Raw genomic sequence first — 25285 nt, 5'->3', positions numbered from 1 at the left:
CTGATCCAGGACCCAGGCCTGATCCAGGACCCAGGCCTGATCCAAACGGCAGGCCCGGCAGGCTCTACCCCGACAGGCCCTAACCCAACAGGCCGTACCCCGGCAGGCTCTCGCCGAGCAGGCGGAGCAGATCGCCGGTGGCGTCCAGCGCGCCGAGCGCCGGCAGGGCGCCGAGGGCGAGGACGGCCACGCCGATGGGCCACAGGTTCGGTGGCGGGGCCGTCTGCAGGGCGGCGATCCGGCGGGTGACCGCGTGTTCGGAGAAGCTCAGGGCGCAGCCCGGCCGGGCGCGTTGGGAGACGAGGGCGGCGCGGGCGAGGGCGCGGGCGGTGGTGCGGCGGTCCCCGACGCGCCGCGCGGCCTCCTCGTCGGCCCAGCGCTCCACCAGGAAGGCGACAGCGGTGCGCACGGGTGCGAGGGCCGGGTTGGCGGCGGCGGCCAGGGTCACCGCGGTCGACAGTACCGAGTGGCGGTGGGCGAGATGGGCGCGCTCGTGGGCCAGCAGCACGCGCCGCTCCGCCGGTTCCAGCGCGCCCAGCATGGCGGCCGTGACCAGGATCCGGCCCGGCCTGCCGGGGATCGCGAAGGCCCGGGGCGTCGAGGACGCGGCGACGACGAGTTCGCTGTCGGGCGGGTGTCCCTCGCACAACCGCTCGAGGACGCGGCGGGTCGCGTAGTGGGCGCGCAGGGCGCGAACGAGCCGGAAGCCGATCAGCCACAGGAGCATGATCGCGGCGACGGCGATCGCCGCCGGGACCGGTTCGGGCAGCCGCCGCCCGTCCTCGCCGGCCTCCGTGGTCACGTGCGGCGCCTCGTTGACCAGGGTGGCGGCGAGCAGGAGCAGCGCCCAGGTGGAGGCGGTGGCGGCCAGTACGGCCGCGATGGTGAGGACCCGGGCGGCCAGCGCGGGGGAGACCTTGAGACCCACCTGCGGCGCGACGGCCGTCAGCAGCAGCGGCAGGATGAGGGGGATGTAGACGTCGATCCTCACATCCCGCTCCCCCCGAGGAGATCGCGCAGGGCCTCTTCCTCGTGGGGGCTCAGGCCGGTGACGAACTGCTGCAGGGCCGCGATCGGGTCGGGTCCCCGGTCGAGCGCCTCGTGCATGGCCTCGGCGGTCAGTTCGGCGGCGTTCTTGGCGGGCCGGTACGCGCCGCGCCGACCGTCGACGTCACGCAGGACCAGACCCTTGTCGTACAGGCGTTTGAGGATGGTGTGAACGGTGTTGTAGGCGAGGCTGCCGCCGATCTCACCCTGGATGTCGGCGGGGGTGAGGGCCTTGTCGGTGGCCCAGAGGGCGGCGAGGACCTCGCTCTCCAGCTCACCGGCGCTGCGTCGTTCCGCTCTGCCATGGGGGCCTGTCCGAGCCATGTCCGTCACCTTACAGCGCGTAGGGGTGCGGGGGGTGGTGAGGGCGTACGAGTGCGCCCAGGGCGGTACGAGGTTGGGTCTTCGGACTGCGTCCCCGCTCGATCCACGGTAATTTGGCCGTGTTTTGCGCAACTTCCTCCTTCACCCTACGTCTTGTAGGGTGAAGGACCCTACAGAATGTAGGGCGAAGGGTGGACGATGGCCAAGACTGTGAACCTTCCGCTCATCGGCGCCCATCGCCACAGTCCGCCCTCGACGGGGCGCGTCTCCAGGCGGCCGCACGGCCAGCAGTGGATGGCCCTGGTCGCGGGCGTTTTCACCCTGGCCCAACTGATCCTCGTACGGCCGGGCATGGGGCTCGGCTGGGACGAGACCGTCTACGTCAGCCAGGTCGGCTCGCACGCCCCCGCCGCCTTCTTCAGCGCCCCGCGCGCCCGCGGAGTTCCCCTGCTGGTGGCACCGATCGCGTCCTGGTCCTCGTCCACCGCCCTGCTGCGCGTCTATCTCGCGGTGCTCTCCGGACTCGGCCTGTTCGTGGCGCTGCGCGTCTGGCGCGGACTGTTCCCCACGCGGGTGCTGGCGGTGGCGGGCGCCCTGTTCGCCACGCTCTGGGTGACGCTCTTCTACGGCCCGCAGGCCATGCCCAACTACTGGGTCGCGCTCGGCGCTCTGGCCTGCGTCGGCTGCTTCCTGCGCGCCCAGGCCGACCGCTTCGACCGGGCGGCGCTGTGGGGCGTGGGCCTGAGCGCCGCGCTGATGGCTTGGATGCGGCCCACCGACGCGGTCTATGTGACCCTGCCGCTGCTCTTCCTCGTCGTGTGCGTACGCCGCTGGCGGCGCCCGAGGGTGCTGGTGGCGCTCGTCGCGGGCCTGGTCGCCGGCGGGGGCGAGTGGGTCGTCGAGGCGTATGTCAGCTACGGCGGCCTGACCCAGAGACTCTCCGACGGCTCCAAGGTTCAGGGCGGCCTGGGCTGGAACATCGCCGTCGGTGACCAGCTGCGCAGCCTTGGCGGGCGTGTCCTGTGCCGCCCCTGCACCGGGGCGATGCCCGCCCCGCCGGTGATGCTGTGGTGGTTCGCGCTGCCCGTCGTGGCCGTCCTCGGAGCGGTGATCGCCGTCAAGGCCCGGCGCGGGGTGAACAGCCTGCTGCTCCTGGCCTGCGCCGCGATGGTGGGCTTCCCGTACCTCTTCATGATCGGATACGCGGCGCCACGCTTCCTGCTGCCCGTGTACATCCTGCTGGCCATCCCGGTCGCCGACGGCCTGATCCACCTGGTGACCGCGCCCCGCGGCGCCTGGCGACCCGTGGCCGTCACCCTGGTCGGGCTCGGCCTGGCCGGGCATCTCGCGGTGCAGTTCGCGGTGCTGGAGCACACCGTGCACGGCACCACCGTCTCCCACCAGGGCTGGGCCGACGCCGCGACGCAGCTGCACCGGCTGGGGGTGAAGCCGCCCTGCATGCTGACCGGCTACGAGGACGTCCCGATCGCCTTCTACGCCGGCTGCTCCTCCGTCGACACCGGCGGGAACAACGCCAACACCACCGCCGACGCCATAGTGCGGGCCGGACAACGGCTCCCGGTCGGCGTGCTCACCACACCGGGCGGAAAGCCACCCGCGTACGCCCGCACGTGGAAAGCGCACCGCGTCGGCCCTCTGATGGCGTACGTCGCACCCGCCGTCCAGGGAGGCGGGGCGAGATGACCATCCTTCCGCCCGGCGCCCCGACGACAGCCGTGACGACCGTCGGTAGGCGGGTCTCCCTGCATGCCGCGGTGACCCTCGCCGTGGTGGTGGGCGCGGTCTGTCTTGGCCGGCGCCACTGGCCGGTGATCGCGACCGGAGCCAGTCGGCTGGCCGTCGCCGACCGCGGCTGGCTGCTCGTGGCGGCCGTCGCCACCGTGGCGACCTGGGTGTGTTCGGCGCTCGCCCAACAAGGGGCGGTGACCCGGCCGTTGCCCGCCCGGCAGCTGGTGGCCGTGCAGTTCGCCGCTTCTGCCGCCAACCATGTGCTGCCCGCGGGCCTCGGCGCGGGCGCGGTCAACCTCCGCTTCCTGACCCGGTGCGGTCTGCCGGTCGTCCGGTCGGCGACCGCGCTCGGCGTGAAAGCCACCGCCGGGGCCGTCTCGCGCGGCCTCCTGATCGCCGTGCTCGCGCTGGCCTGCCCCGGCCTGCTCCGCCTGCCGGACATCTCGGCGATGGCGGTCGCGATCGCGCTCGCCGTGGTGGTCACCGCCGCCGTACTGCTGCGCGGACCGTTGCGACGCGCGCTGCGGGCCGTGCTGGCCGACGTCCGCGCCGTGCACGAGGTTCCGGCGCGCGCGGCCGCGCTGTGGGGCGGCTCGCTGGCCTTCGCCGCGCTGCACGCCACCGTGGTCGTCGCCGTAGCCCAGGCCCTCGAACTGCCGCTGCCCCCGGCCCAGGTGGCGCTGGCCTATCTCGCCGCGAGCAGCGCCGCCGTACTCCTGCCCACGCCCGGTGGCATCGGCTCCCTGGACGCGGCGCTCGCCGTGGCCCTCACGCTGGCCGGAGCGCCGGGCAGCGCGGCGGCTTCGGCGGTCCTCGGCTACCGGCTGCTGACGGTGTGGCTGCCCCTGATCCCGGGGTTGCTGGCACTGGCCGTACTGGCCCGCCGCAAGGTCCTCTGACACTCCGGCGCCGGCCCGCTGTCGGCGCCCGCCGAATCCCGCGGTGCCTCAGGGCAGTTCAAGCCGGTAACCGTGCCCCCGCAGGGTCGTGATGCGCGGTATCCGGGACGGACGGGACGTCGTGTCCGTCAGCCGGCGGCGCAGTCCCGCCATGGTGACGTCGAGCGTCTTCGTCGAGCCGAACCAGTTCTCGTCCCACACCTCGGCCATCAGCGTCTCGCGCGAGACGGCCGCGCCCACGTTCCGGGCGAGCACGGCGAGCAGCTCGAACTCCTTGGGCCGAAGCGGGATCTCGTCCTCATGCAGGGTGCAGCGCCGTGCCGTGATGTCGATGACCAGGTCGCCGAGGTGGATCGGCTCCTGCGGCGGGTCGGCGATGGCCCGGCGGCGCAGATGGGCCCGGAGCCGGGCGAGCAGCACGGTCAGACTGAACGGCTTCACCAGGTAGTCGTCGGCCCCGGCGTCGAGCCCCGCGATGACGTCGATGTCGTCCGTACGGGCGGTGAGGATCACGATGAGCAGCTCGGGAAAGCGGGCGCGCAGCGTGCGGGCCACGTCGAGACCGTCCATGTCCGGCAGCCCCAGATCCAGCAACAGCACGTCGTACGACGACCGGGCGGACTCCGCGAGGGCGCCCGCGCCGGTCCGGCTCCACGTCGGCGCGTAGTCGTTGTTGCGCAGGCCCGTCTCCAGATGGCGGCCGATCGTGTCGTCGTCCTCGACGACGAGGACACGCGGTCGACCGAAGCGACTGCGGTCCGGTGCGGGGGCGGGCGTTCGCATGAAGGGCAGCGTAGAGCCGACGGCGCGTGCGGGGCCGGAGGCGGGCGTGGGAGCGGAGGCGGGCGTGGGGTCGGGGGCGGACGTGGTGGCTCGAGTGGTGGTCACAGATCACGGAGTTCCTCGACGGCGGGGCGTCCGGCCGCGCGGCGTACTCCGTTGAGGGCCGCGACCAGGACGGCCGCCGACGCGGCGCAGGCGGTCAGCGCCAGATATCCGCCGGGGACGGCGAGACTGGCCGGAGGTGGGTCGAAGACGCCGGTCAGGACCTTGACCAGCATCTCCGACAGCGCCCATCCGATCAGCGCGCCGCCGGCGAGGCCCCCCACGGTCAGCAGGATCGCCTCGGTGAGCACCATGCCCCGCAGCTGCCGTGGCCCGGCGCCCAGTACGGTCGCGATGGCGAAGGTCCGGCGGCGTTCGGCGAGCCCGAGCGCCAGAACCAGCCCGCCCGCCCCGGCCGCGAGCAGCACCGCGAAGGCCAGCTCGATCCGCGTGAGCCCGGCGAGGTCCACGGAGGTCAGGCTGGTGCCGACGGTGCCACGGGTCTGGGTGAGGTCGGTGACGGTGGCACCGGTGCCCAGCTGGTGACGCAGCCGCGCCGCGACCTGCTTCTGGTGCGTGCCACCGGTGTCCAGCAGGAACGCGCCCACCGCGTCGCTCCCGGTCGCCTTCGCCACATAGGAGGCGTTGGCCACGAAGAAGCTGTCCTTCGGCGCGGTCGGGAACTCCTTGGCGACGCCCACGTAGTGGAAGGGCACCGTGCGCAGCGCCTTGGTCCGGGCGTCCTGGATCCGCAGGTTGACCGTGTCGCCGGGCGAGAGCTGGAAGTCGTTGACGGTCTCCGCGCTGACCAGCAGCCCGTCCGGCCGCTGAGCGAGCCGGTTCATGAGGGAGCGGGCGCCGCCGCCGGAGAAGTACGCGTCCTGGAGGGAGGTGGCCGAGGCGATCGAGTCGGGGCGCACCCCGTAGAGATCCTGAAGGTCGGAGCCGACGTAGGCGAACCGGTGCTGGAGCGGCTCGACCCGATGTACGCCGGTGATCTTCAGCCTCTCGCCCGCGCTCGGCGGGGTCTGTGCGCCGGGCGGTTCGGTGACCGTGACGTCGGCGCCGTTGGTGAGCCGCGCGTCGACCTCGGCTTGCTGCTTGTACGTCGAGTTGAAGGTCGCCGTGGAGATCGCGAACGACACCGCGAGCGCCAGCAGCACCACCGAGCGGGCCAGCGGACGGCGGCGCCGGGAGAGGACGGCGGCCGTGGTCCCCGCCAGGTTCGAGGCGAGCGGCCGCGACAGCCAGGTCAGTGCGGGACGGCCGTACGTCAGCGCGAGGAGTGTGAGCCGCCACAGCAGCAGGGCGGCGCCGATCCACAGCAGCGCCGGGCCGAGGAACGCCCAGTACGACACGGAGATGCTCGGCACGCCCTCGGGGGCGAGGACCAGGGCGTACTGGTTGCCGGAGGAGGCGCGGAAGACCAGCCAGGAGCCGATCAACAGGGCGAAGTCGAGCCCGTACCGCATCCACCACACCGAGCCCGGGCGCCGTTCCTGCCTGCGGGTGTCGGCGACCGTCACCGTGCGCAGATCGCGCAGCGCGGGGACGAGGACCGCGCCCGAGGCCACGGCGGCGCCGAGCACGAAGGCGAGGGCGTACCAGAGGATCCAGGCGCCCGCCGTCGTCCCGAAGGAGGCCGATCCGAAGGCGACACGGCCCGTCAGCGCGGCGATGCCGAGCCCGGCGACGCCGCCGGTGACGGCCACCAGGGCGGCTTCGAGGCCCGAGAGGGAGGCGATCCGGCGGGGGCGCATCCCGCGCAGGCGCAGCAGGCCCTGCTCCTGACGGCGGCGTTCGCCGCCGGCCGCGGCGACCGCGGCGGTCAGCGCGGCGGCGAGGATCGCGCCCGGCACGCCGAGGAAGAGGAAGAGGATCTGCGCGTACAGCGCGTCCTGGCGGGCGGAGTCGAGGGCGGCGCCGAGGTTGTCGCCGACGATCACGCCGCCCGAGGCGCGAGCCTCCAGGTTGTGGGCGGCGCGGGTCACGGAGTTGAAGGCGGACGCGGGGTCGGAGGGGAGCTTGGCGTCGCGGGCCGCGTGGATCTGGGTGGTGGCGGGGGCGTGCGCGGTGAGGGAGGCGAAGGCGGCGGAAGGGAGAAGGACGACGTTGTCCGGGGGCGCGGTGGGCTGGGTCTGGCTGGGGGCGCCGACCCGTTGGAAGAGGGAGTCGGCCTGCGGGAGGTCGACGACTCCGTCCACCCGGACCTGGCGCACGGCGGTGCCGGGGAGCCGGATGCCGATGGTGTCGCCGGGGGCGACGTGCAGGTTGGAGGCGGTCTGCTGGGCCAGCAGCACGCCGGTGGTCCGGCCGGTGAGCTGGCGGATCTCGCCGGGGAAGGCCTTCTGGTAGCCGTCGGGGAGGCCGAGGACCATGCCGGGGCCGGTCGTCTGCGTACTGCCCTGCACGGTGGCCGCGAACGCGTTGCTGTGCGCGAAGCCGACCGGGAGGGCGGCCTTGATGCCCGGCGTCCTGTGCACCAGGGACAGGGCCGCGGCCGGGTCTGCGCCCGGCTGGACCTCGACCTGCCAGTCCACGGCGACCGAGCGCACGGCGCGCTGTGTCATCGTCGCCTTCGACGCGGTGAGGAAGGAACCGAGCGAGGCGATCAGGGCCACGGCCAGGGCGATACCGGCCACGGCGGCCAGCAGTCGGCCGGTGCGGTGACGGGCGAGGCCGCCCACCCAGGCGGTGTTCATGACGCTTCCTCCGTCGTGGCGTGCGGGTCCCCGGTGGTCTCCGCCGTGAGCAACCGGCCGTCGCGCATGGTCAGCCGGGTGCTGAGCCGAGCGGCGACCGCCGGGTCGTGCGTGGTGACGACGAGGGCCGCGCCCGTGCGGTCGGCCGCTGTCAGCAGGGCGTCCAGGACGTGGCCGCCGGTGGTGTGGTCGAGCCGCCCGGTCGGTTCGTCGGCGAGGATGAGCCGTGGGGCCTGGGCCAGGACGCGCGCGGCGGCCACGCGCTGGGCCTGGCCGCCGGAGATCTCCTCCGGCAGCCGCTCGGCGAGGTCCCCGGCGCCGACCTGCGCAAGGGCCGCGAGAGCCGTTCGCCGTGCGTCCGAGTCCGGCACCCCGGCCAGCACCAGCGGCAGCGCGGTGTTCTCGACGACGTCGAGGGCGGGGATCAGGCTGTCCCCTTGGAAGACCAGTCCGATGCCGCGGCTGATGCCGGGCTTGGGAGCCGGCCCGCGATCGTCGGGCCTCGTGCCGGGACCGACGTCCTGGGGACCGGTCAGGGCGGGCCAGCTGACGGTGCCGCTGGTGGGCTGTTCGAGTCCGGCCAGCAGATGCAGCAGCGAGGACTTGCCCGACCCCGAGGGGCCGACGATCGCGAGCCGGTCCCCGGCCCGCACCCGCAGGTGCGCGCCGTGCACCGCCACGACCGCGTTCGCGCCCCGCCCGAAGGTGAGCGCGGCGTCCTGGCAGGCGACGAGCACGTCGTCCGGGGCGGCCTCCGGCTCATCCGGCGACATCGTGGGCCCTCCCGTCGTCCAGTGCGATCACCCGGTCGGCGACCCGTACGGCCTCCGCGCTGTGCGTCACGATCAGCACCGCGCAGCCCAGCGCGGCGCGGTCGCGCAACATCTGGAGGATCAGTCGCTCCGTGCCCCCGTCGAGCTCGCCGGTCGGTTCGTCCGCCAGCAGGACCGCGGGGGAGTTGGCGAGGGCGACGGCCAGCCCGGCCCGGGCCAGCTCACCGCCGGACAGCTGACGGGGCAGCGCGTGTGCCCGCCCCGCGAGCCCCACCTCGTCCAGCAGTTCCCGCGCGGACACGGCGGGACGGCCGCGTACGGCGCTGTGCGCCAGTCGGACGTTGTCGCGCACGCTCAGGTGGGCGACGAGGTTGCGGGTCTGCAGGAGTACGCCGATGTGCTGGGCCCGCAGCCGGGCGCGCTCGGTCTCCGGCCGGTGGCTGATGCGTACGCCGTCCACCCGCACCTCACCGCCCGAGGGCTCGTCCAGACCGGCCAGGCAGGACAGCAGCGTGGACTTGCCCGCGCCGGAGGGCCCGACGACGGCGACGGTCTCGCCGCGCCGCACCCGCAGGGACACCCCTCGCAGCGCGAGTGTCTCCTCCTCGCCGGACCAGAAGAAGCGGTACAGCTCCCGGGCGTTCAGGGCGTCGTCGTGGGAGGTCTCGGGCGCCGGGACGGGCACGGTGCTCGGTCGGGTCGGCATGGCGCTCACCGTCACTTCCACGCGAAGGAGTCGGTCACGATGCGCCACGGGTCCACGTTGTCGGCGTTCACGGGCCCGGACAGGGTGAGGTCCACCTCGTGGCCCTGCCGGTAGAACGCGTAGCGCTCGAAGGCGTCGCGCACGACCTTGCCGGTGACCGGATCCGCCGCGGAGTCGCCCTGGTACTTCAGCAGCACCGCGCTTCCGGCGTGCCGGTTCACCTGCGACACCTTGGCGCCGCTGAACTTCGGCACCTGGCCGCGCAGTTGGGATACGACCTGGGAGTCGACCGAGGCGACCGTGGGCGCCGCGGAGGCGGACGCGGTGGCGATCTCGACGCGGTTCAGCTTGTCCGTGAAGACGGTCGTACCGCCCTTGCCGGTTCGGGCCCAGCCCTCGGGCACCTTCACCGTGAACCCGCCGCCCGACGGCTGGAAGGCGACGTACGCCTGGTTGTCGGGGATGTCACCGGGCGGATTGGACTCGGTGGGCGCCGGGGAGGCACCGGCCGCGGTGGGGGTGCCGCTGCTCGAGACCGGGCCGGAGGAGGCGGTGGAAGGGGAGGAGGACCCGGAACCCGAACCCGAGCACCCGGCGCTCACCGCCGCGGCGAGTACGAGCCCGACGACCCCGAGACTACGGACGGTACGTACGCGTGCCATGGCCACTGCCCTCCTGGAAACCCCTGTTGAACCGGTGCCGATCCGACCGGACGGTCACGGCACCGACGCTAGGAGCCGCCCGGTTAACGCCCTGCTCGGCGAGGGTTAGACGACGGCAAAAGCGCGTGGCGGGCCCCGCGTGATCCGGCGGCCGCCCCGCATCATGAGGGGCATGAGACAGCGCGTCGTACGAGTGGCCGTCACCGCGGTGCTGGTCGCGCTGGTCCTCCTTGCGATCCCGCTGGCCCTCGCCGTCCGGGCCACCCTGTTCGCAGACCAGCGGGACTCCCTCGAACGGGCGGCCCTGGCCGCCGCCGTACGCGTGAACCCCGACTACGCGACCGGCGACCCGGCCGAACTGCCGCCGCCGGGACCGGGCGAGCGCCTCGGCCTGTACGACCCGAAACCGCGGCTGTACACGGGCACCGGGCCCGCCGGCGGGGACGCGGCGGTCCGCCGGGCGTTCCGCGGTGTCATCGCACGGACCCAGACCGGGGGCGAGCTCGTGGTCGCCGTGCCCGTCTCGCACGCCGAGCAGGTCATCGGTGTCGTACGGGCCTCCTCCGCCGTGTCGGCGGTCAGGAACCGTGTCCTGGTGGACTGGGCGGTCCTGCTCGGCGCGGCCGTGCTCGCGCTCGCCGTCGCCGTCCTCGTCGCCCGGCGTCAGGCACGGGCGCTCGCCGCACCGCTGGAGGACCTCTCCCGGCACTGCCGCGCCGTCACCGAGGGTGATCTGACCGCACGGGCCGCGCCCAGCACCATCGCCGAGATCGACCAGGTCGCCCGCACGCACAACGACATGCTGCACAGCCTCTCCGAACTCCTGCGCCATGAAAAGGACTTCACCGCCAATGCCTCCCATCAGCTGCGTACCCCGCTGACCGGGCTGCAGCTCACCCTGGAGGCGGGGCTCGCGCAGGACGACGTCCGGCTGCGTCCCGCCCTGGAGGAGGCGCTGGACGCCACCCGCCGGCTGCACGACACGGTGGAGGAGGTGCTGCGGCTCGCGGGCTCGCCCGGCGTGCCGGGCGCCGTCGTGCCGGACCGGCCGGTGGCCCACCTCCTGGCGGAGACCGACGCCCGGTGGCACGGTCTCTTCGCCCAGGACGGCCGACGCCTGGACTGCGGCGTCCAGGACGCTCCGGCCGACGTCCTGGTACCCGGCGGCCCCGTCGCCGAGATCCTCGGCGTCCTCCTGGACAACGCCCGTACCCACGGCCGGGGCAGCGTCCGAGTCACGGTCCGCGACCTCGACGACGCCCTCGCCTTCGACGTCGTCGACGAGGGAACGGTCACCGTCGAGCCGGAAGAACTGTTCGGGCGGGGGCGGAGCAGCGGCCGCAACGGCGGTACGGGCATCGGTCTCGCCCTCGCCCGCGACCTGGCCGTGTCGCTGGGCGGCAGACTCTTCCTGGCAGGCGGCGACCCCACGACGTTCACGCTGCTCGTCCCCGTCGCACCCGCCATCGGATAGTCAGGATGTATTCAGCCTGGTACCGCCGCGAGGGAACGCTGTCCATCCACAGCATCGACACGGTGTCCCGCGAGGCCTACTACTGGCTGGCCGTGCTGTTCACCTTCGCGCTGGGCACCTCGGCCGGCGACCTGGTCGCCGAGAAGATGGCCCTCGGGTACTGGGTCTCCGCCATCCTGTTCGGCCTTGCCATCGCCGCGGTGGCGGTCGCGCACTTCGCGCTCGGCCTGAACGCCGTACTGAGCTTCTGGATCGCGTACATCCTGACCCGCCCCCTGGGTGCCTCGATGGGCGACTATCTCTCGCAGCCGACCGGCGACGGCGGCCTGGGCCTGGGCACCACGGTCACCAGCGTGCTGTTCCTCGCGGTCATCCTCGCTCTGGTGGTGTACCTGTCGATGACCCGCAAGGACGTCACCGAGTCCGAGCGGCAGCTCAGCCTCCAGTAGGCGTCCAGCGGGAATGACGTGCTCAACCCGCGGGAAGAGTGACCACGAACGTCGCGCCGGAGGTGTGCCGAGCGTCGTGGTCCACATCCCCGCCGGCGGAGCGGGCCAGGCGTCGCGCCAGCGGCAGCCCGAGGCCCGCTCCGCCGTGTCCGTCCTCGGGATCGGCACGCCGGCCGGGCAGGAAGAGCTGCGCCGCGAACGACGCCGGTACGCCGGGACCGTCGTCCCCGACCTCGACGTGTACGCCGCCGGGCTGGGCACGGGCCAGGATCTCGACCCGGGTGCGCGCGTGCCGCAGGGCGTTGTCGAGCAGCGGGCTGACGATGCGCTCCAGAAGTGCGTCCGGCACCCCGGCCGACAACCGCGCGTCCCAGGCGGTGACGACGACTTCCACGCCCTCCTTCGTGGGGCCGAGGCGGTCCACCAGGCGATTCAGCACCGGCAGTACGTCGGCCGTGCCGGGCGCGGTGGCCGCGCCGTCGCGGGCCTCGTCGAGCAGGGTGTCGCAGATCGTGCGCATGGACTGGGCCGCGTCGGCGATCGCCGCGTGCGTGGCCTTGGTGTCGGCGTCGGAGCGGGGACGGGCTCCCCACCAGTCGAGCTCGGCGATGATCCGGGCGAGCGGGTTGCGCAGCTCGTGCGACAGCTCCCGGGTGAGCTGCTGCTCGTGCCGCAGCAGCGCACGGATGCGGTCGAGGAGGGCGTCCAGCGAACCGCCCAGCTGGGCGAGTTCGGCGGGGCGGGTCACGGCGCCGAAGCGCTCCTGGGAGGCTATCGCGCTCCACTGGGTGGCGTGCTCGGTCATCGAGCGCACGGGGCGCAGGGCGCGGCCCACCGCCAGCCGCGTCAGCGCGTAGGTGCAGGCGAGCATCGCCGCGTCGAGGGCGAGGGACGCGAAGAGCATCGTGTCGGCCGAGCTGCGGTACGGGGAGAGGTCCAGTGCCGTGACGACGGCAGCCGCGCCCTTGCCACCGGGCACCGGGAGCGAGCACAGCCGCGCCTCGTCGTGACCGTGCGCGGTGACGCAGTGCCGGGCGCCGCGCGCCACGAGCCGGCCGGCGGCGCGGGTCAGCGGACTGGTGGCGGTGGCGGACGAGGGCTTCTCGAGCAGCCGGCCGCCCGAGTAGATCCACACGTTCGTGTCGAGAAGCTCCTCGCCCGGGGTCTCCAGGACCCGCACCCGGGAGCCCTCGGTGACGACGGTCGCGGCGACGGCGGCGGCCCGGGTGCGCAGCTCGTCGTCCGCCTGGTGCTGAAGGTGACGGCGTACGACCGTGTTGAACGCGACCGTGAGGATCACCATCAGGATCGTCGCCGTGGTGAGCGCGACCAGGGAGAGCCGGCCCCGCAGGGTACGCGGCCACCACCGTGAGGCGAACGCCCTCATGACAGCCGGTGGCCGATGCCGCGCGCCGTGGTGATGGTCAGCGCGCTGCCGCTGTCCCGGAGCTTGCGGCGCAGCCGGGTCAGATACTGGTCCAGCGTGTTGTCGCTGACCTGAGCGCCTTCCGGCCAGCCGGCCCTGACCAGCTCCCGCCTGCTGACGATGTCCCCGGACCCCGCCATCAGCGCCGCCAGCAGCCGGAACTCCGTCGGGGTGAGGCCGACCCGGGTGCCCTGGACGGTGAGGCTGTGTCCGACCGGGTCCAGGACCAGGTCCCCGGCCGTGGTGGCCGGGAGCGGTCCGCTGCGCTTGAGCGCCGCCCGCAGCCGGGCGGCCAGCTCCGTCAGGTGGAACGGCTTGGGCAGATAGTCGTCGCCGCCGGCCGAGAAGCCCGCCAGCCGGTCCGTGAGGTGGTGATGGGCCGTCAGGAAGATGACGGGCGAGAGGAAACCATTGGCTCTGATCGCCTGGCACACGTCCCGCCCGTCCGCGTCGGGCAGCCCGACGTCCAGCACGGCCGCGTCGACGGCGTCCCCGGCCAGCCGCAGCGCGGTCGCCCCGTCCGGGGCGGACACGGTGTCGAAGCCCTCGTCGCGCAGCCCGCGCAGCAGGACGTCACGCAGGGCGTGATCGTCCTCGACGACCAGGATCGTGTGCCGCATGGTCCTCCTTCAGCCGCTCCGTAAGGGTGCGTTCCCGTTGCCGTTCCCGTAGCCGTAGCCGTAGCCGTAGCCGTAGCCGTAGCCGTAGCCGTAGGCCTACGCCGAGACCAGCAACGGCCGCAGCAGCCGTGAGTCCGTCAGACGGGCCGCCAGCGGGTCGGAGAGTCTGCGCGCGAGGGTCGTCAGCAGCATCGCGACCAGCGTGCCGACCAGGACACCGGCGGCCACGTCGTGCGGATAGTGCGCGCCGACCCAGACCCGGGAGACGGCCATCAGACAGGCGCCCAGCAGGGCTATGGTGCCGAGGCGACGCGAGACGTGGAGCAGGGCCACGGCGGCCGCGGCGGCGATGACCGTGTGATTGCTGGGGAAGGACCAGTCGCCCGGCGCAGGACACGCCTCCAGCGTCTTCACGTGCAGGCTCTGACAGGGGCGGTCCTCGCGGACGACCATCTTGAACAGGGAGTTCACCCCGAACGCCACCACGACGATCACCGGCACGGCGAGCGCGACCATCGCCGCCTGGGCGCTGCTGCGACGGGCCTGCCACCAGCCCACGAGCATGAGAACGGCGAACAGCGCCAGCCCGTACGTCGACCAGGCGGACACCAGGCTGTCCAGCCAGGCCGGTGAGTCATGGGCGAGATTCACCACGTAGGTGTAGGCGGAGCCGTCGATCGACGACCCGTTGAACGCGAGGATCATCCCTGGGCGCCCTTCTCCGCGGTCGCCGCCGCGGCCTTGCGGGAGCGGCGGAACTCGGCGGCCAGCGGGATCAGCGACACGATGACGATCACGGCGATGATCGGGAGCAGATAGCGGTCGACGTTCGGAATCGACGAGCCCAGTGCGTAGCCCGCGAGGGTGAGGCCGATGCTCCAGACGAGACCGCCGACGACCTGCCACACGGTGAACGTGCGGGCGGGGACCTGGAGAGCGCCCGCCATCGGGTTCAGCACCGTGCGCACGACCGGGACGAAGCGGGCCAGCACGATGGCCTTCGCGTGGCCGTACCGCTCCAGCAGCTCCTCGGCGCGCTTGGCTCCCTCGTGCAGCCGGGGCGAGCTGCTGCGGGCGAGCAGGGCGCCGCCCGCCTTGCGCCCGATGAGATAGCCGCACTGGGAGCCGGCCAGCGCGCCCACGGCGGCGCAGACCAGGAGCGGCCCCAGAGAGAGCTTCAGGCCACCGTGGCCCGACCCCGTGCACAGCAGGCCCGCCGTGAACAGCAGCGAGTCACCGGGCAGGAAGAAGCCGATCAGCAGCCCGGTCTCCGCGAACATCACCACGCCGACGCCCAGCACACCGAAGGCGGCGAGCAGGGACTGGGCACTGAGAATGTTCACCGCCAGCTCCGACCCGAGCTGTGATCCGAGCTGTGACGCTGCGAACAAAGGTGCGGCCATCGCCGGGAGCCCTCTCATACTGGACGGGCGGGCGCAGTCGTGACGGCACCCGAGTGACTACAATCCTGTAGACGGTCTACTGAACTGTAGACGATACCGGGGTGAGGATCGTTCCCATGACCAGCGCGAAGGACGAACGCCGACCGGCGGGTGAGCTCGAGGCCTCCGTCATGGCCGCCCTCTGGGCCGCCGGCGCACCCCTGACTCCGGGTCGCGTCCAGATGGAGCTCGGCTCGGGGCTGGCCCGTACGACGGTCACGACGATCCTGTCGAGGCTGCACGAGAAGGGGATCGTCGGCCGGGAACGGCAGGGGCGAGGCTTCGCCTACTTCCCCGTGCAGGACCCGCCCGGGCTCACCGCCCGCCGCATGCACACCGAGCTCGACCGGGACGAGGACCGGGAGACGGCGCTGGCCCGGTTCGTCGCCCAGCTCAGCCCCGACGACGAGCGCCTCCTGCGTGATCTTCTGGAATCGGGTGAGCAGCTAGAATCGGGTGAGTAATGACCAGTCTCCTGATCATTCCGCTGCTCATCCCGCTTCTGCTGCCCTTCGCGCTGCCGGGGCTGGCTCGCCGCTGCCTCGACCGCCTCGCGCCGGTCGCCGCGCTGTGGGCACTGACCCTCACGGTCCTCGTGCTGGCCGGCGCCTCCGTGGCCGCGCTCGGCGCTCTGCTCCTCACCGGCCTGCTCAAGCTGCCGGTCCTGGCGGGCCTGGGCGACCTCATCCACCCCCTGCGCACCCCGTCGAACCTGATCGTCCTGCCCCTGGCGGCGGCGGCCACCGGCCTCCTGACCGTCGGCGCCGCGACCCTCGTGCGTTCGGCCCTGCGCCAGTTGCGCGCCTTCCGCACCGCCTGCAGGCAGGCCGACCGCCGCCCCGCCGCGGGCGACCTGTGCGTGATCGAATCGCCCCACCCGGACGCGTACGCGCTGCCGGGCCGTCCGCACCGCATCGTCGTCACCACCGCGATGCTCCGCAGCCTCCGTCCCGAGGAGCGCGAGGTGCTCTTCGCCCATGAGCGGGCCCACAACGCGGGCGGCCACCACCGCTTCCTCGTCGCGGCCGAGATCGCCGCGCACTGTCATCCCGGGCTGCGTGCGGTCCGCGACAGCATCGCCCTCGCAGCCGAGCGCGCCGCGGACGAGGCAGCCGCCACGGCAGTGGGGGACCGGCGGCTGACCGCGCGCGCCATCGCCCGCGCCGCCCTCGCCACCACGGCCGCCCGCTCCACCCGCCCCGACTTCGCCGCCGCCGCGACCACCGGACCGGTACCCCAGCGGGTCGCGGCCCTTCTCGCGACTCCGGGGCAGCGACCCCGCGTCGCCTCCTGGATCGCCCTCCTCCTCGTCGCCTGCGCGACCGTCTCGGCCTCCGCGGCGGCGACCGGCGTCCTCACCTTCCATCACGAGGTGGAGATCGCCCAGGGCGAGGAGACCCGCTGACCCTCCGGGTCGCGTCGCCGGGTCAAGGCCGTGACGCCCATCTGTTCATCGCGCAGCCGGCCCCACCGCCGTGACCACCGGCCTGGCGGTGAGCCCCGCCGTCGCCCCGGGACGCCGGCAGGAAGCCCCCGTGGAGAGCGCGGCGGTCACCTTCGTGAGTACGCGAACAGCAACCGCCGACCGCCCGCCCACGCCAGGACACCGCGACCGCCGAGCGATCCGGTGGTGAACCCGACGGCGTACAGCGGCCGCATCTGCCGCGTGGCCGCCGGTCGGGACGTCGGCGCTACTCGGACGCGTCGCTGAGGCCGAGCCGCAGATGCTCCACGTGGTAGACCGCCTGGTCGAGAAGTTCGGCGACATGGTGGTCGTGCAGCGCGTAGACCACCGACCGGCCGCGGCGCTCGCCGACGACCAGGCCCAGGTTGCGCAGCAGCCGCAGCTGGTGCGAGCAGGCGGACTGTTCCATGCCCACCTCGGCGGCCAGCTCCGTCGCGGGAAGCGGCCCTTCGCGCAGCCGCGCGAGGATCAGCAGCCGTGAGGGGGTGGACAGGGCCTGGAGCGTGGTGGCCACCTTCGCGACATTCGCCGCGTCCAGACGCACACGCGTGGTGACGTTCTGAGCGACGGCGTCCTGCGCGGTGGTGACGGCTCCATGACCCATGGGCGTATCCTACCCATCGCATATGAAGGTATGAATGAGTCTTCATGCGTTCCTGTATGGTGCCAGGGTGTCCTCCACTCTTGACTCGCCGCCCGTCCCCGCCCGCGACGCAGCCGCCCGGACGGCCCCGCGCCGCCGCACCCGCGTCCTCGCGCTGCCGGAAGCCCGCTGGGCGCTCCTCGCGACCGCCGCCTTCCTGCTCGCGCTCCCGCTGCACTTCGCCGCCGCGCCCGGCTGGACGTACGGGCCGCTCTACGCGCTCGCCTACCTCGCCGGGGGCTGGGAACCGGCGCTGGAGGGGCTGCGGGCGCTGCGCGGGAAGACGCTCGACGTCGATCTGCTGATGATCGTCGCGGCCCTCGGCGCGGCCGCGATCGGACAGGTCCTGGACGGCGCTCTGCTGATCGTCATCTTCGCCACCTCCGGCGCCCTGGAGGCCCTGGCCACCGCCCGCACCGCCGACTCCGTACGCGGTCTGCTCGACCTCGCGCCCGCGACGGCGACCCGGGTGACCGCCGACGGTGAGGAGTCCGTCCCGGTGAGGCGACTCGCCGTCGGTGACGAACTGTTGATCCGGCCGGGGGAGCGGATCGGAGCCGACGGACGGGTCCTCGACGGTACGAGCGAGGCCGACCAGGCGACCATCACCGGCGAACCGCTGCCGGTCCCGAAGACCCCGGGCGACGAGGTCTTCGCGGGCACCCTCAACGGCACCGGAGCCCTGCGCGTCCGTGTCGAGCGCGATCCCGCCGACTCCGTGATCGCCCGGATCGTCACCCTCGTGGAAGAGGCCTCGCGCACCAAGGCGCCGACGCAGTTGTTCATCGAGAAGATCGAACAGCGCTACGCGGTGGGCGTGGTGGCCGCCACGCTCGCCGTCTTCGCCGTGCCGCTCGCCTTCGGCGCGGACCTCACCGGCGCGCTGCTGCGGGCGATGACCTTCATGATCGTCGCCTCGCCGTGCGCGGTCGTCCTCGCGACCATGCCCCCGCTGCTCTCCGCCATCGCCACCGCCGGACGGCACGGCGTCCTGGTCAAGTCCGCGCTCGCCATGGAACGCCTCGGCGAGATCGACACGGCCGCCCTCGACAAGACCGGCACGCTGACGGAGGGCAGGCCCGAGGTGGCGGCCGTGCGTCCGGCGGCCGGATCCGGGCTGGACGAGGACGACCTGCTGGCGCTGGCGGCCGCCGCCGAGCACCCCAGCGAACACCCGCTCGCCCGCGCGATCGTCGCCGCCGCCCGCACCCGTGACCTGCGCCTCGCCCCCGCCCGCGACTTCACGGCGAAGCCGGGACACGGCGTCACCGCCACGGTCGAGGGCCGGGTCGTCACGGTCGGCCGCCCCGACCAGGGCCTGGCCATGGAAATCGATGTCGAAGGCGGCACGGTCGTCCTCGTGGAACGCGACGGCGCCCCCGTCGGCACACTCGTCCTGGCCGACCGCCCGCGCGCCGACGCCGCCGAGACGGTCGCCGGGCTCACCGCTCTGACGGGCACCTCACCCGTGCTCCTCACCGGCGACAACCCGCGCGCCGCCGCCCAGGTGGCCACCGCCACCGGCATCACGGACGTATGCGCCTGTCTGCTGCCCGAGGACAAGGTCGCGGCCGTACGGGATCTCCAACGCGCCGGCCGCAAGGTGCTGTTCGTCGGCGACGGCGTCAACGACGCGCCTGCCCTGGCCGCCGCCCATTCGGGGGTCGCCATGGGCAGGGCGGGTTCCGACCTCGCGCTGGAGACGGCCGACGCCGTCGTCGTCCGCGACGAGCTTGCGGCGATCCCCGCGGTCGTACGGCTGTCCCGCGCGGCCCGCCGCCTGGTGGTCAGCAATCTCCTCGTCGCGGGCACGTTCATCACGGTCCTCGTCCTGTGGGACCTGCTCGGACACCTCCCGCTGCCGCTCGGCGTCGCGGGCCACGAGGGCTCCACCGTGCTGGTCGGGCTGAACGGGCTGAGGCTGCTGCGGGAGTCCGCATGGCGTCGGCCGGACGAAGGCCGACCTCGGTCGCTGTGAGGTTGATGTCGGATTCTCGCCAGCCCCGGCCTCGCGAGTGCCCGATGCTTGAGGCATGCGGAACGGGATGCACACCGACACGGAGCGCTGTGTACGCGCCGTCCGGTCGAAGGACGCGCGCTTCGACGGATGGTTCTTCACAGCGGTCCTGACCACGCGAATCTACTGCCGGCCGAGCTGCCCGGTGGTGCCGCCGAAGCCCGAGAACATGACGTTCTACCCGAGTGCGGCGGCCTGCCAGCAGGCCGGGTTCCGGGCCTGCAAGCGCTGCCGTCCGGACACCAGCCCCGGCTCGCCCGAGTGGAACCAGCGAGCCGACCTCGTCGCCCGCGCGATGCGCCTGATCGGCGACGGGGTCGTGGACCGCGAGGGCGTTCCGGGCCTGGCCGGCCGGCTCGGCTACAGCATCCGCCAGGTCGAGCGGCAGCTGCTGGCCGAGCTGGGCGCGGGACCGCTCGCGCTCGCCCGGGCCCAGCGCGCCCAGACCGCCCGGCTGCTCATCGAGACCACCCCGCTCCCGATGGCGGAGATCGCCTTCGCGGCCGGGTTCTCCTCCATCCGCACCTTCAACGACACCGTGCGCGAGGTCTTCGCCCTCGCCCCGAGCGAGCTGCGCGACCGGGTGCCGAAGAAGCGCGCCCCGGCCACACCGGGCGTCCTGAGCCTGCGGCTCCCCTTCCGCGTCCCGCTCAACCCCGACAACCTCTTCGGCCACCTCGCGGCGACCGCCGTACCCGGTGTCGAGGAGTGGCGCGACGGCGCCTACCGGCGCACCCTGCGTCTGCCCTACGGCCACGGGATCGTCGGGCTCACCCCGCACGTCGACCACATCGCCTGCCGCCTCACCCTCAGTGACCTGCGCGACCTGCCCGTCGCGATCAGCCGCTGCCGCCGCATGCTCGACCTGGACGCCGACCCGGTCGCCGTCGACGAACAGCTGCGGACGGATCCCGTGCTGGCACCCCTGGTGGCGAAGGCCCCCGGCCGCCGGGTGCCGCGCACGGTCGACGAGGCCGAGTTCGCCGTACGGGCCGTCCTGGGCCAGCAGGTCTCCACCGCCGCCGCCCGTACCCACGCGGCCCGCCTGGTCACCGCGCACGGCGAACCCGTCGAGGACCCCGAGGGCGGCCTCACCCACCTCTTCCCTTCCTCTCAGGCGCTCGCGGCCCTGGACCCGTCGTCACTCGCGATGCCGAGCACCCGCCGCACCACCTTCACCACCCTCGTACGCCAACTCGCCGACGGCACCCTCCACTTGGGAGTGGAGAGCGACTGGGCCGAGGCCCGCGCCCGCCTCCTCGCCCTCCCCGGCTTCGGCCCCTGGACGGTCGACGTCATCGGCATGCGCGCCCTCGGCGACCCCGACGCCTTCCTCCCCACCGACCTCGGAATCCGGCGCGCGGCCCAGGAGCTGGGCCTGCCGTCGACCCCCGCCGCCCTCACGGCGCGCGCGGCGGCGTGGCGCCCGTGGCGGGCGTACGCGGTCCAGTACCTCTGGGCCACGGACAGTCACCCGATCAACTTCCTCCCCGTATAAGCGACTTCAGGCAAACGCACATGGATTCAAGCGACTCGAAGGTACGAACTGTGAAACAGCACACGGTCATCGACAGCCCGTACGGCCCCCTCACCCTCGTCGCCGACGACGGCGTCCTGTGCGGCCTCTACATGGCCGGCCAACGCCACCGCCCGCCGGAGGAGACCTTCGGCGAACGCGACGACACGCCCTTCGGCGAGGTCGCCGACCAGCTGAAGACCTATTTCGAGGGCGAGTTGAAGGAGTTCACCCTCGAACTGCGGATGTCCGGGACTCCGTTCCAGCGCAGCGTCTGGGACCAGCTGCGCCAAATCCCCTACGGCGAGACCCGCTCGTACGGCGAACTGGCCGAAGCCCTGGGCAACGCGGGCGCCTCCCGCGCGGTCGGCCTCGCCAACGGCAAGAACCCCATCGGCATCATCGTGCCCTGCCACCGCGTGGTCGGCGCGAACGGAAGCCTCACCGGATACGGCGGCGGCCTGGACCGCAAGCAGCGCCTGCTGGACTTCGAAAGCGGTACGGCCCTCTTCTAGCTCACTTCACCGGCCCTCTGCGCCCCTAGCCCTCTCCGCCCAGCGTACGCAGTCGACGCAGCGATGGGGCTGGACGGCTCAACCGCCCGTCACCCATCGGATCACTGCGATCACACCCAACAGCGCGGCGGGGCCCACCCACCACCACCCCATGATCCGTCGCACCGACGGCAGCAGCCACAGCACTGCCACCACACCGGCGGCCCCGATGGTGAGGACGCACGAGAGGGCGATGCCGGCGTACGCGTCGTCGTCCCAGGGCCCGGACGGACGGATGGTCAGTGCCGTCCAGCAGAAGTACGCAGCGACAAGGGTGAGCAGGATCAGTGGAACGGCGAGGACCAGGCGCAGGCAGCCGCGGTCGTTGTCCACGTGGGAAGGGCTGGTCATCAGCGCAGTGCGTTCCTTGCCTCGTCCAGGTTGTTCGTAAAACCACGCCCGTAGGCCTGGGCGTCGTCGGTCTGCCAGTACGGGCCACCGTTGTAACGCGCGGCGAGCTCCTGATACTGGGCCGGCGTCATCTCCTCCGCAGGCACGTGGGCGAACTCGCTCTCCGCCTTGAGTTGGGCCAGGTACTCCGAGGCGATGAAGATGTTCTGCGCAGGGTCCTGGAGCGAGTCCTCCACCATGCTGCGCTGCTGGTCGGTGAGGTGGTCGGGGTCGTAGCCGAGGACCTCGGCGCCGCGTCGCACCTGGATGGCAATGGGCCCCATGGACGTGTTGTCGGGATCGCCGCCGAGACGCCAGGGGAGGCTCTCGGGGGCGATCGGACTGAGTGGGGAATCGGCCTGTTCGCGGATGGTGTCGGTGACGTCGTCCAGGATGCCGGGCTGTCCGCCGATCTCCTGCCAGGCGATACCGGCGACCATGGACGGCGGGAGTCCCGAGTTCTGTGCCGCCGCCTTGATGACGTCCTTGTTCGCCGCGATCCAGTCGGCGCGCTCCTGGGCGTTGGAGGGCGGACTCCAGTAACTGTCCTTCGCTCCTGGGAGGTTGGCGACCTGGAGGCGGATGTCGCGCAGCGTCGGGGAGACGATGTCGTTCCCGGCGATGGGGTAGTAGTCCTGCTTGGGGCCGCTGCCGGGCAGATGGGTCAGCGGATTCGTGCGCGCCTCGGCTGCCTCTCGCCGCAAGTCGGCGATCGCCGAGCCGATGTCGACGCGTTGAATGAAGCCCATGCGGAAGTCGGGCAGCAGGTCGTACGCCTGCTTGAGCTGGTGGACGCAGAGCTCCCGTGCCTCGTGCTCCGTGGTCTTCGCCAGATGGAAATCGCCGCCGGCGGCGTCGTGCAGCCGGTTCGCGTCGTCGCGGATGTCGTCGACATCCATGGTGAGTTCGGCGAAGAAGTCCATGACGCCGGTGGTGGACCGCATGTCCTCCCACTGGCGCATCGGCTCCGCCTCCTGGGCCTCACGGGTGATCGCCGTGCCCTTGGTGTGGATCAGGTTTGCGAGGGACTGCTCGTTCGCCTTGCCGTTGGAGTAGTGCGCCTTGGCGACCTCCAGCGCGAACGCGTAGTCCCTCAGAGCGCCGGCGGCCTTGTCATAGCCCTCGGCGAGCTGCGTGAGCAGTTTGCGCGCTTCGGTGAGCCGGGCTTCGTAGTGCCGGCTGCCTTCGCTCTTCCACTGGGTGTGCTTTTCGGCGCGCTCGGCGGACGGGTCGACGGCCACGAGCATGTCGTGCAGGCGCTTGAACTCGTCCGCGTTCCGCTCGACGAGGGGCGGGTTGCAGCCCTCCAGATATTCGACGTCCTTGCGGTGGCTGATGCCGCTGCTCATCGCGCCTCCGGAGCGACGTACTGGCCGTAGCGCAGAATGTCGTCGAGGAAGCGCTGTGCCGTGTCGTCGTCGACCTTCACGAAGCCGCTGCCGGCTGTTCGCAGGCGAGTGGAGAGTGCCGCGAAGAGGGCGACCGCGTCCAGGTACTGGTCATCCGCGAATCCGGCGAACCGGGCCACCTGCTTGGCCACGTCCTCGTGTGTTCGGGGCTCCCGGGCCATGGTGGTGAGTTCGGCGTCAGGCCGGCCTTCCTGAAGGAAGCCCGCTATTTCGATCAGCAGATTCGCGTTGCCGTTGATCGAGTCGGCCTTGGCCACCAGACTCCCGGCGACTGGTGCGCCTGTGCCACCGCTCGCGTCGGCCGGAAGCTGGTCGATCCGCATGCCCGTCGACCTGCGCGCCAGGGCGTCGGCCTTCAACTGGGCCCACTCCTCGTCGAAAGACAACTCGGTTCCCCCTCCAGCTCGTTGTCTCGGACATCCAGCCGATCATGCCATTGGGAGGGGCTTTACCGAAACCTCGTCATTTCTTTGCGGAGTGACGTCACGTCGTTCCGCCCTGACCTGCCGTACGGGGGCGACTTGTGGCACATGAAGGGCGCGGCCACCGCTCTTGCCTGGCGGCTGTTCCGGCTCCGATAGTTCGCCCTGTTGTCGGCCGACGGTGCCAGCTCGAGCTGGTTTGCGGTCTACTCGGCGTCGAGCTGGTGGTCGGCCCAGACGTAGCTTTCGGGGAGCAAGTCGGTGACCGTCATCGATCTCACGAACGCGTACTCGCTCTGCCACCCCGCATAACCTGGCGGCCACGCGCCACCCAGGACAGAACCGGCGGCGCGTCAATCACTCCGTATAGAACTGCCACCGACGGTCTGTCAGTGCTCGGGCGAGTTCGGCGTGGTACTGATCGGCGTCGAAATGAAACGCCGGGGGCCGCACCTTGTCAACGGGCACCTGCCACTCGGACCACTCCACGATCCCGCCGTGACGCTGCACGAACACGGAGAGGTAGCCACAGCACCCGCCGGTGCACTCAGGCTCGCCCAGCACCACACGTCGCCCCTCGTCCGTCGCCCAGAGAGGACCGTGGCCGTCGGCGGGCAGCGCCTCTTCGGCAAACGGGCCGCGGCCTCCCTCGCCGACCACCCCTGACACCACTTCCTCGCCATCAACCCAGAACTGCAATGGGGCAGCCCATCGGGGCCCCGGGGGCAACACACTGACCTCAAGCCGATTGAACACCCGAACACCGTACGTGGGTACTGGCCACCACAAGTCGTTTTCCCTGGCCACCGCCGCCGGCCTGCGGTGGGCCGACACCGAGGCAACGGCCGCCGGTACGTCAACATGGTCGTGCGCGCGCAGGACCTGGAGGCTGCAGGCCAGTTCGAGCAGACCCTGGTGGCTGCCAGGCTGCTGTAGGAAGGACCTTCAGTCTTCCCCGGTTCCTGCCGGGATCAGATGCGGGGCACGGTCTGCGAGGACGCTCAGGACCTCCCGCAAGGCCTGGCCGTGAAGCTCCGGGAAGAAGCCTTGGTCGATCCTGCCCTGACGGGCCCAGATGCCGGCGAGTGACTCCGCGCAGAGCTGGGCCAGGACGCTCGCGAACTGCTCCCGCCGAAGGATCTTGAAGATCTCCTGTTCGAACCATGCTCCCGAGTGGTACTCCAGGTCCATGGCGGCGTCGAGCTGGTCCCCCTCGGGCGCGTCAGCGTCATGGAGGATGGCGAGCAACTGGACCGCGACGACATCGTCCGGCTGTGACCTCACCAAAACAACTCACTCCCCCCAGGCGATCTTCGGTTACACAGTGATGGTCTCTTCGTCTGACCAGTCCACTGATGAGGTTGTGGTGGGCCGAGGTTACCGGCCACGGTCGACTGCAGAGGTCCAGCAGCGACCCAGGGCGGCGAAACGGCTCGGGCTGCGGGAGCGGACGACGCTGAAGTGCCGCGGCCCGCAATGCTCACAGCCCCTCATCTGGATGCTCAGGCTCCCTCCGGCTCTCGTGGGATCAGGTGCGGCGCGCGGGCTCCGAGGATGCCAAGCACCTCGTCCAGGGCTGTCCTGCGGAGCTCGGGGAAGAAGTCCCGGTCAATCCTGCCCTCGCGGGCCCAGATGCCGGCGAGCGCCGCCGCGCAGAGCTGGGCCAGGACGCTCGTGAACTGCTCCCGCCGAAGGATCTTGAAGATCTCCTGTTCGAACCATGCTCCCGAGTGGTCCTCCAGGTCCATGGCGGCGTCGAGCTGGTCCCCCT

26 protein-coding genes and 1 pseudogene are annotated in these 25285 nt (G+C 72.2%); 9 read left to right on the top strand and 18 right to left on the bottom strand.

Going from position 1 to position 25285, the window contains the following annotated elements:
- Window positions 1-79: 79 nt before the first annotated feature.
- Together ACIQTP_RS41885 and ACIQTP_RS41880 are read right to left on the bottom strand one after the other, a co-directional pair.
- A complete protein-coding gene (locus tag ACIQTP_RS41885) occupies window positions 80-991 on the bottom strand; it encodes a M56 family metallopeptidase (protein ID WP_403410151.1) in 912 nt (303 codons plus the stop codon).
- Window positions 988-1371 (bottom strand): BlaI/MecI/CopY family transcriptional regulator, encoded by a 384-nt coding sequence (locus ACIQTP_RS41880; RefSeq protein WP_403410148.1) that lies wholly within the window; start codon window positions 1369-1371, stop codon window positions 988-990. The genes ACIQTP_RS41885 and ACIQTP_RS41880 overlap by 4 nt, the downstream gene beginning before the upstream one ends.
- 198 nt (window positions 1372-1569) lie before the next feature.
- Here ACIQTP_RS41880 and ACIQTP_RS41875 point away from each other — a divergent pair, with 198 nt between their 5' ends.
- Together ACIQTP_RS41875 and ACIQTP_RS41870 are read left to right on the top strand one after the other, a co-directional pair.
- Window positions 1570-3075, top strand: coding sequence for a hypothetical protein (locus ACIQTP_RS41875; RefSeq protein WP_403410145.1), 1506 nt, complete (start codon window positions 1570-1572; stop codon window positions 3073-3075).
- Entirely contained in the window at window positions 3072-4019 is a 948-nt protein-coding gene (locus ACIQTP_RS41870; RefSeq protein ID WP_403410142.1) for a lysylphosphatidylglycerol synthase domain-containing protein, read from the top strand. The genes ACIQTP_RS41875 and ACIQTP_RS41870 overlap by 4 nt, the downstream gene beginning before the upstream one ends.
- 48 nt (window positions 4020-4067) lie before the next feature.
- Here ACIQTP_RS41870 and ACIQTP_RS41865 read toward each other — a convergent pair whose 3' ends face one another.
- The 5 genes from ACIQTP_RS41865 to ACIQTP_RS41845 all read right to left on the bottom strand — a co-directional run bounded on the left by ACIQTP_RS41865 (window position 4068) and on the right by ACIQTP_RS41845 (window position 9687).
- The gene (locus ACIQTP_RS41865; RefSeq protein WP_403410372.1) at window positions 4068-4802 is read right to left on the bottom strand and encodes a response regulator transcription factor; all 735 of its coding nucleotides are present in this window, start codon (window positions 4800-4802) and stop codon (window positions 4068-4070) included.
- A 101-nt stretch (window positions 4803-4903) separates the two neighbouring features.
- A complete protein-coding gene (locus tag ACIQTP_RS41860) occupies window positions 4904-7546 on the bottom strand; it encodes an ABC transporter permease (RefSeq protein ID WP_403410139.1) in 2643 nt (880 codons plus the stop codon).
- Window positions 7543-8319, bottom strand: a complete 777-nt coding sequence (locus ACIQTP_RS41855) for an ABC transporter ATP-binding protein (protein WP_403410136.1) — start codon at window positions 8317-8319, stop codon at window positions 7543-7545. The genes ACIQTP_RS41860 and ACIQTP_RS41855 overlap by 4 nt, the downstream gene beginning before the upstream one ends.
- Window positions 8306-9025: an ABC transporter ATP-binding protein gene (locus ACIQTP_RS41850; RefSeq protein ID WP_403410133.1), complete on the bottom strand. Its 720-nt coding sequence runs from the start codon at window positions 9023-9025 to the stop codon at window positions 8306-8308. Before ACIQTP_RS41850 ends, ACIQTP_RS41855 begins: the two co-directional genes overlap by 14 nt.
- A gap of 11 nt (window positions 9026-9036) precedes the next feature.
- A complete protein-coding gene (locus ACIQTP_RS41845) occupies window positions 9037-9687 on the bottom strand; it encodes a hypothetical protein (protein ID WP_403410130.1) in 651 nt (216 codons plus the stop codon).
- 172 nt (window positions 9688-9859) lie between these two features.
- On the opposite strand from ACIQTP_RS41845, the gene ACIQTP_RS41840 reads away from it, so the two are divergent.
- Window positions 9860-11161 carry a histidine kinase dimerization/phospho-acceptor domain-containing protein gene (locus ACIQTP_RS41840; protein ID WP_403410127.1) on the top strand — a complete coding sequence of 434 codons (1302 nt, stop codon included), beginning with the start codon at window positions 9860-9862 and terminating at the stop codon, window positions 11159-11161.
- Window positions 11162-11166: 5 nt separating this feature from the next.
- Window positions 11167-11610 (top strand): annotated as a pseudogene (locus ACIQTP_RS41835) (hypothetical protein); the annotation flags it as partial.
- A gap of 22 nt (window positions 11611-11632) precedes the next feature.
- Here the strand turns inward: ACIQTP_RS41835 and ACIQTP_RS41830 are convergent.
- The 4 genes from ACIQTP_RS41830 to ACIQTP_RS41815 form a co-directional block, all read right to left on the bottom strand.
- On the bottom strand, window positions 11633-12997 hold the full coding sequence (locus ACIQTP_RS41830) for a sensor histidine kinase (RefSeq protein WP_403410125.1): 1365 nt from the start codon (window positions 12995-12997) through the stop codon (window positions 11633-11635).
- Complete coding sequence (locus ACIQTP_RS41825) at window positions 12994-13656, bottom strand: response regulator transcription factor (protein WP_403410122.1); 663 nt, start codon at window positions 13654-13656, stop codon at window positions 12994-12996. The genes ACIQTP_RS41830 and ACIQTP_RS41825 overlap by 4 nt, the downstream gene beginning before the upstream one ends.
- A 96-nt stretch (window positions 13657-13752) precedes the next feature.
- Complete coding sequence (locus ACIQTP_RS41820) at window positions 13753-14361, bottom strand: phosphatase PAP2 family protein (protein ID WP_403410119.1); 609 nt, start codon at window positions 14359-14361, stop codon at window positions 13753-13755.
- A complete protein-coding gene (locus ACIQTP_RS41815) occupies window positions 14358-15059 on the bottom strand; it encodes a DedA family protein (protein ID WP_403410116.1) in 702 nt (233 codons plus the stop codon). The genes ACIQTP_RS41820 and ACIQTP_RS41815 overlap by 4 nt, the downstream gene beginning before the upstream one ends.
- A 116-nt stretch (window positions 15060-15175) precedes the next feature.
- On the opposite strand from ACIQTP_RS41815, the gene ACIQTP_RS41810 reads away from it, so the two are divergent.
- Window positions 15176-15562 carry a BlaI/MecI/CopY family transcriptional regulator gene (locus tag ACIQTP_RS41810; protein ID WP_402045360.1) on the top strand — a complete coding sequence of 129 codons (387 nt, stop codon included), beginning with the start codon at window positions 15176-15178 and terminating at the stop codon, window positions 15560-15562.
- Window positions 15562-16503 carry a M48 family metalloprotease gene (locus tag ACIQTP_RS41805; protein ID WP_403410113.1) on the top strand — a complete coding sequence of 314 codons (942 nt, stop codon included), beginning with the start codon at window positions 15562-15564 and terminating at the stop codon, window positions 16501-16503. The genes ACIQTP_RS41810 and ACIQTP_RS41805 overlap by 1 nt, the downstream gene beginning before the upstream one ends.
- A 286-nt stretch (window positions 16504-16789) precedes the next feature.
- Here ACIQTP_RS41805 and ACIQTP_RS41800 read toward each other — a convergent pair whose 3' ends face one another.
- Complete coding sequence (locus ACIQTP_RS41800) at window positions 16790-17167, bottom strand: ArsR/SmtB family transcription factor (RefSeq protein WP_403410110.1); 378 nt, start codon at window positions 17165-17167, stop codon at window positions 16790-16792.
- Between the two features lie 34 nt (window positions 17168-17201).
- Here ACIQTP_RS41800 and ACIQTP_RS41795 point away from each other — a divergent pair, with 34 nt between their 5' ends.
- The 3 genes from ACIQTP_RS41795 to ACIQTP_RS41785 are packed head-to-tail and all read left to right on the top strand — an operon-like array spanning window position 17202 to window position 21254.
- Complete coding sequence (locus ACIQTP_RS41795) at window positions 17202-19184, top strand: heavy metal translocating P-type ATPase (RefSeq protein ID WP_403410107.1); 1983 nt, start codon at window positions 17202-17204, stop codon at window positions 19182-19184.
- 55 nt (window positions 19185-19239) lie between these two features.
- Entirely contained in the window at window positions 19240-20721 is a 1482-nt protein-coding gene (locus ACIQTP_RS41790; RefSeq protein ID WP_403410104.1) for an AlkA N-terminal domain-containing protein, read from the top strand.
- 50 nt (window positions 20722-20771) lie between these two features.
- Window positions 20772-21254: a methylated-DNA--[protein]-cysteine S-methyltransferase gene (locus tag ACIQTP_RS41785; protein ID WP_403410101.1), complete on the top strand. Its 483-nt coding sequence runs from the start codon at window positions 20772-20774 to the stop codon at window positions 21252-21254.
- A gap of 78 nt (window positions 21255-21332) precedes the next feature.
- Here ACIQTP_RS41785 and ACIQTP_RS41780 read toward each other — a convergent pair whose 3' ends face one another.
- The 6 genes from ACIQTP_RS41780 to ACIQTP_RS41755 form a co-directional block, all read right to left on the bottom strand.
- Window positions 21333-21644, bottom strand: a complete 312-nt coding sequence (locus ACIQTP_RS41780) for a hypothetical protein (protein WP_402045346.1) — start codon at window positions 21642-21644, stop codon at window positions 21333-21335.
- The gene (locus tag ACIQTP_RS41775; RefSeq protein WP_403410098.1) at window positions 21644-23032 is read right to left on the bottom strand and encodes a hypothetical protein; all 1389 of its coding nucleotides are present in this window, start codon (window positions 23030-23032) and stop codon (window positions 21644-21646) included. The genes ACIQTP_RS41780 and ACIQTP_RS41775 overlap by 1 nt, the downstream gene beginning before the upstream one ends.
- Complete coding sequence (locus tag ACIQTP_RS41770) at window positions 23029-23478, bottom strand: hypothetical protein (RefSeq protein ID WP_403410095.1); 450 nt, start codon at window positions 23476-23478, stop codon at window positions 23029-23031. The genes ACIQTP_RS41775 and ACIQTP_RS41770 overlap by 4 nt, the downstream gene beginning before the upstream one ends.
- 393 nt (window positions 23479-23871) lie before the next feature.
- Window positions 23872-24213 (bottom strand): hypothetical protein, encoded by a 342-nt coding sequence (locus ACIQTP_RS41765; RefSeq protein ID WP_403410092.1) that lies wholly within the window; start codon window positions 24211-24213, stop codon window positions 23872-23874.
- 246 nt (window positions 24214-24459) lie between these two features.
- On the bottom strand, window positions 24460-24798 hold the full coding sequence (locus ACIQTP_RS41760; RefSeq protein WP_403410089.1) for a hypothetical protein: 339 nt from the start codon (window positions 24796-24798) through the stop codon (window positions 24460-24462).
- A 218-nt stretch (window positions 24799-25016) separates the two neighbouring features.
- The coding region (locus ACIQTP_RS41755) for a hypothetical protein (protein ID WP_403410086.1) at window positions 25017-25285 on the bottom strand (269 nt) is incomplete at its 5' end.

It is taken from the genome of Streptomyces sp. NPDC090798 (assembly GCF_044768965.1).
GTDB lineage: Bacteria > Actinomycetota > Actinomycetes > Streptomycetales > Streptomycetaceae > Streptomyces.
The sequence above is the reverse complement of the archived record's forward strand: the minus strand, read 5'-3'. Positions and strand labels throughout refer to the sequence as shown.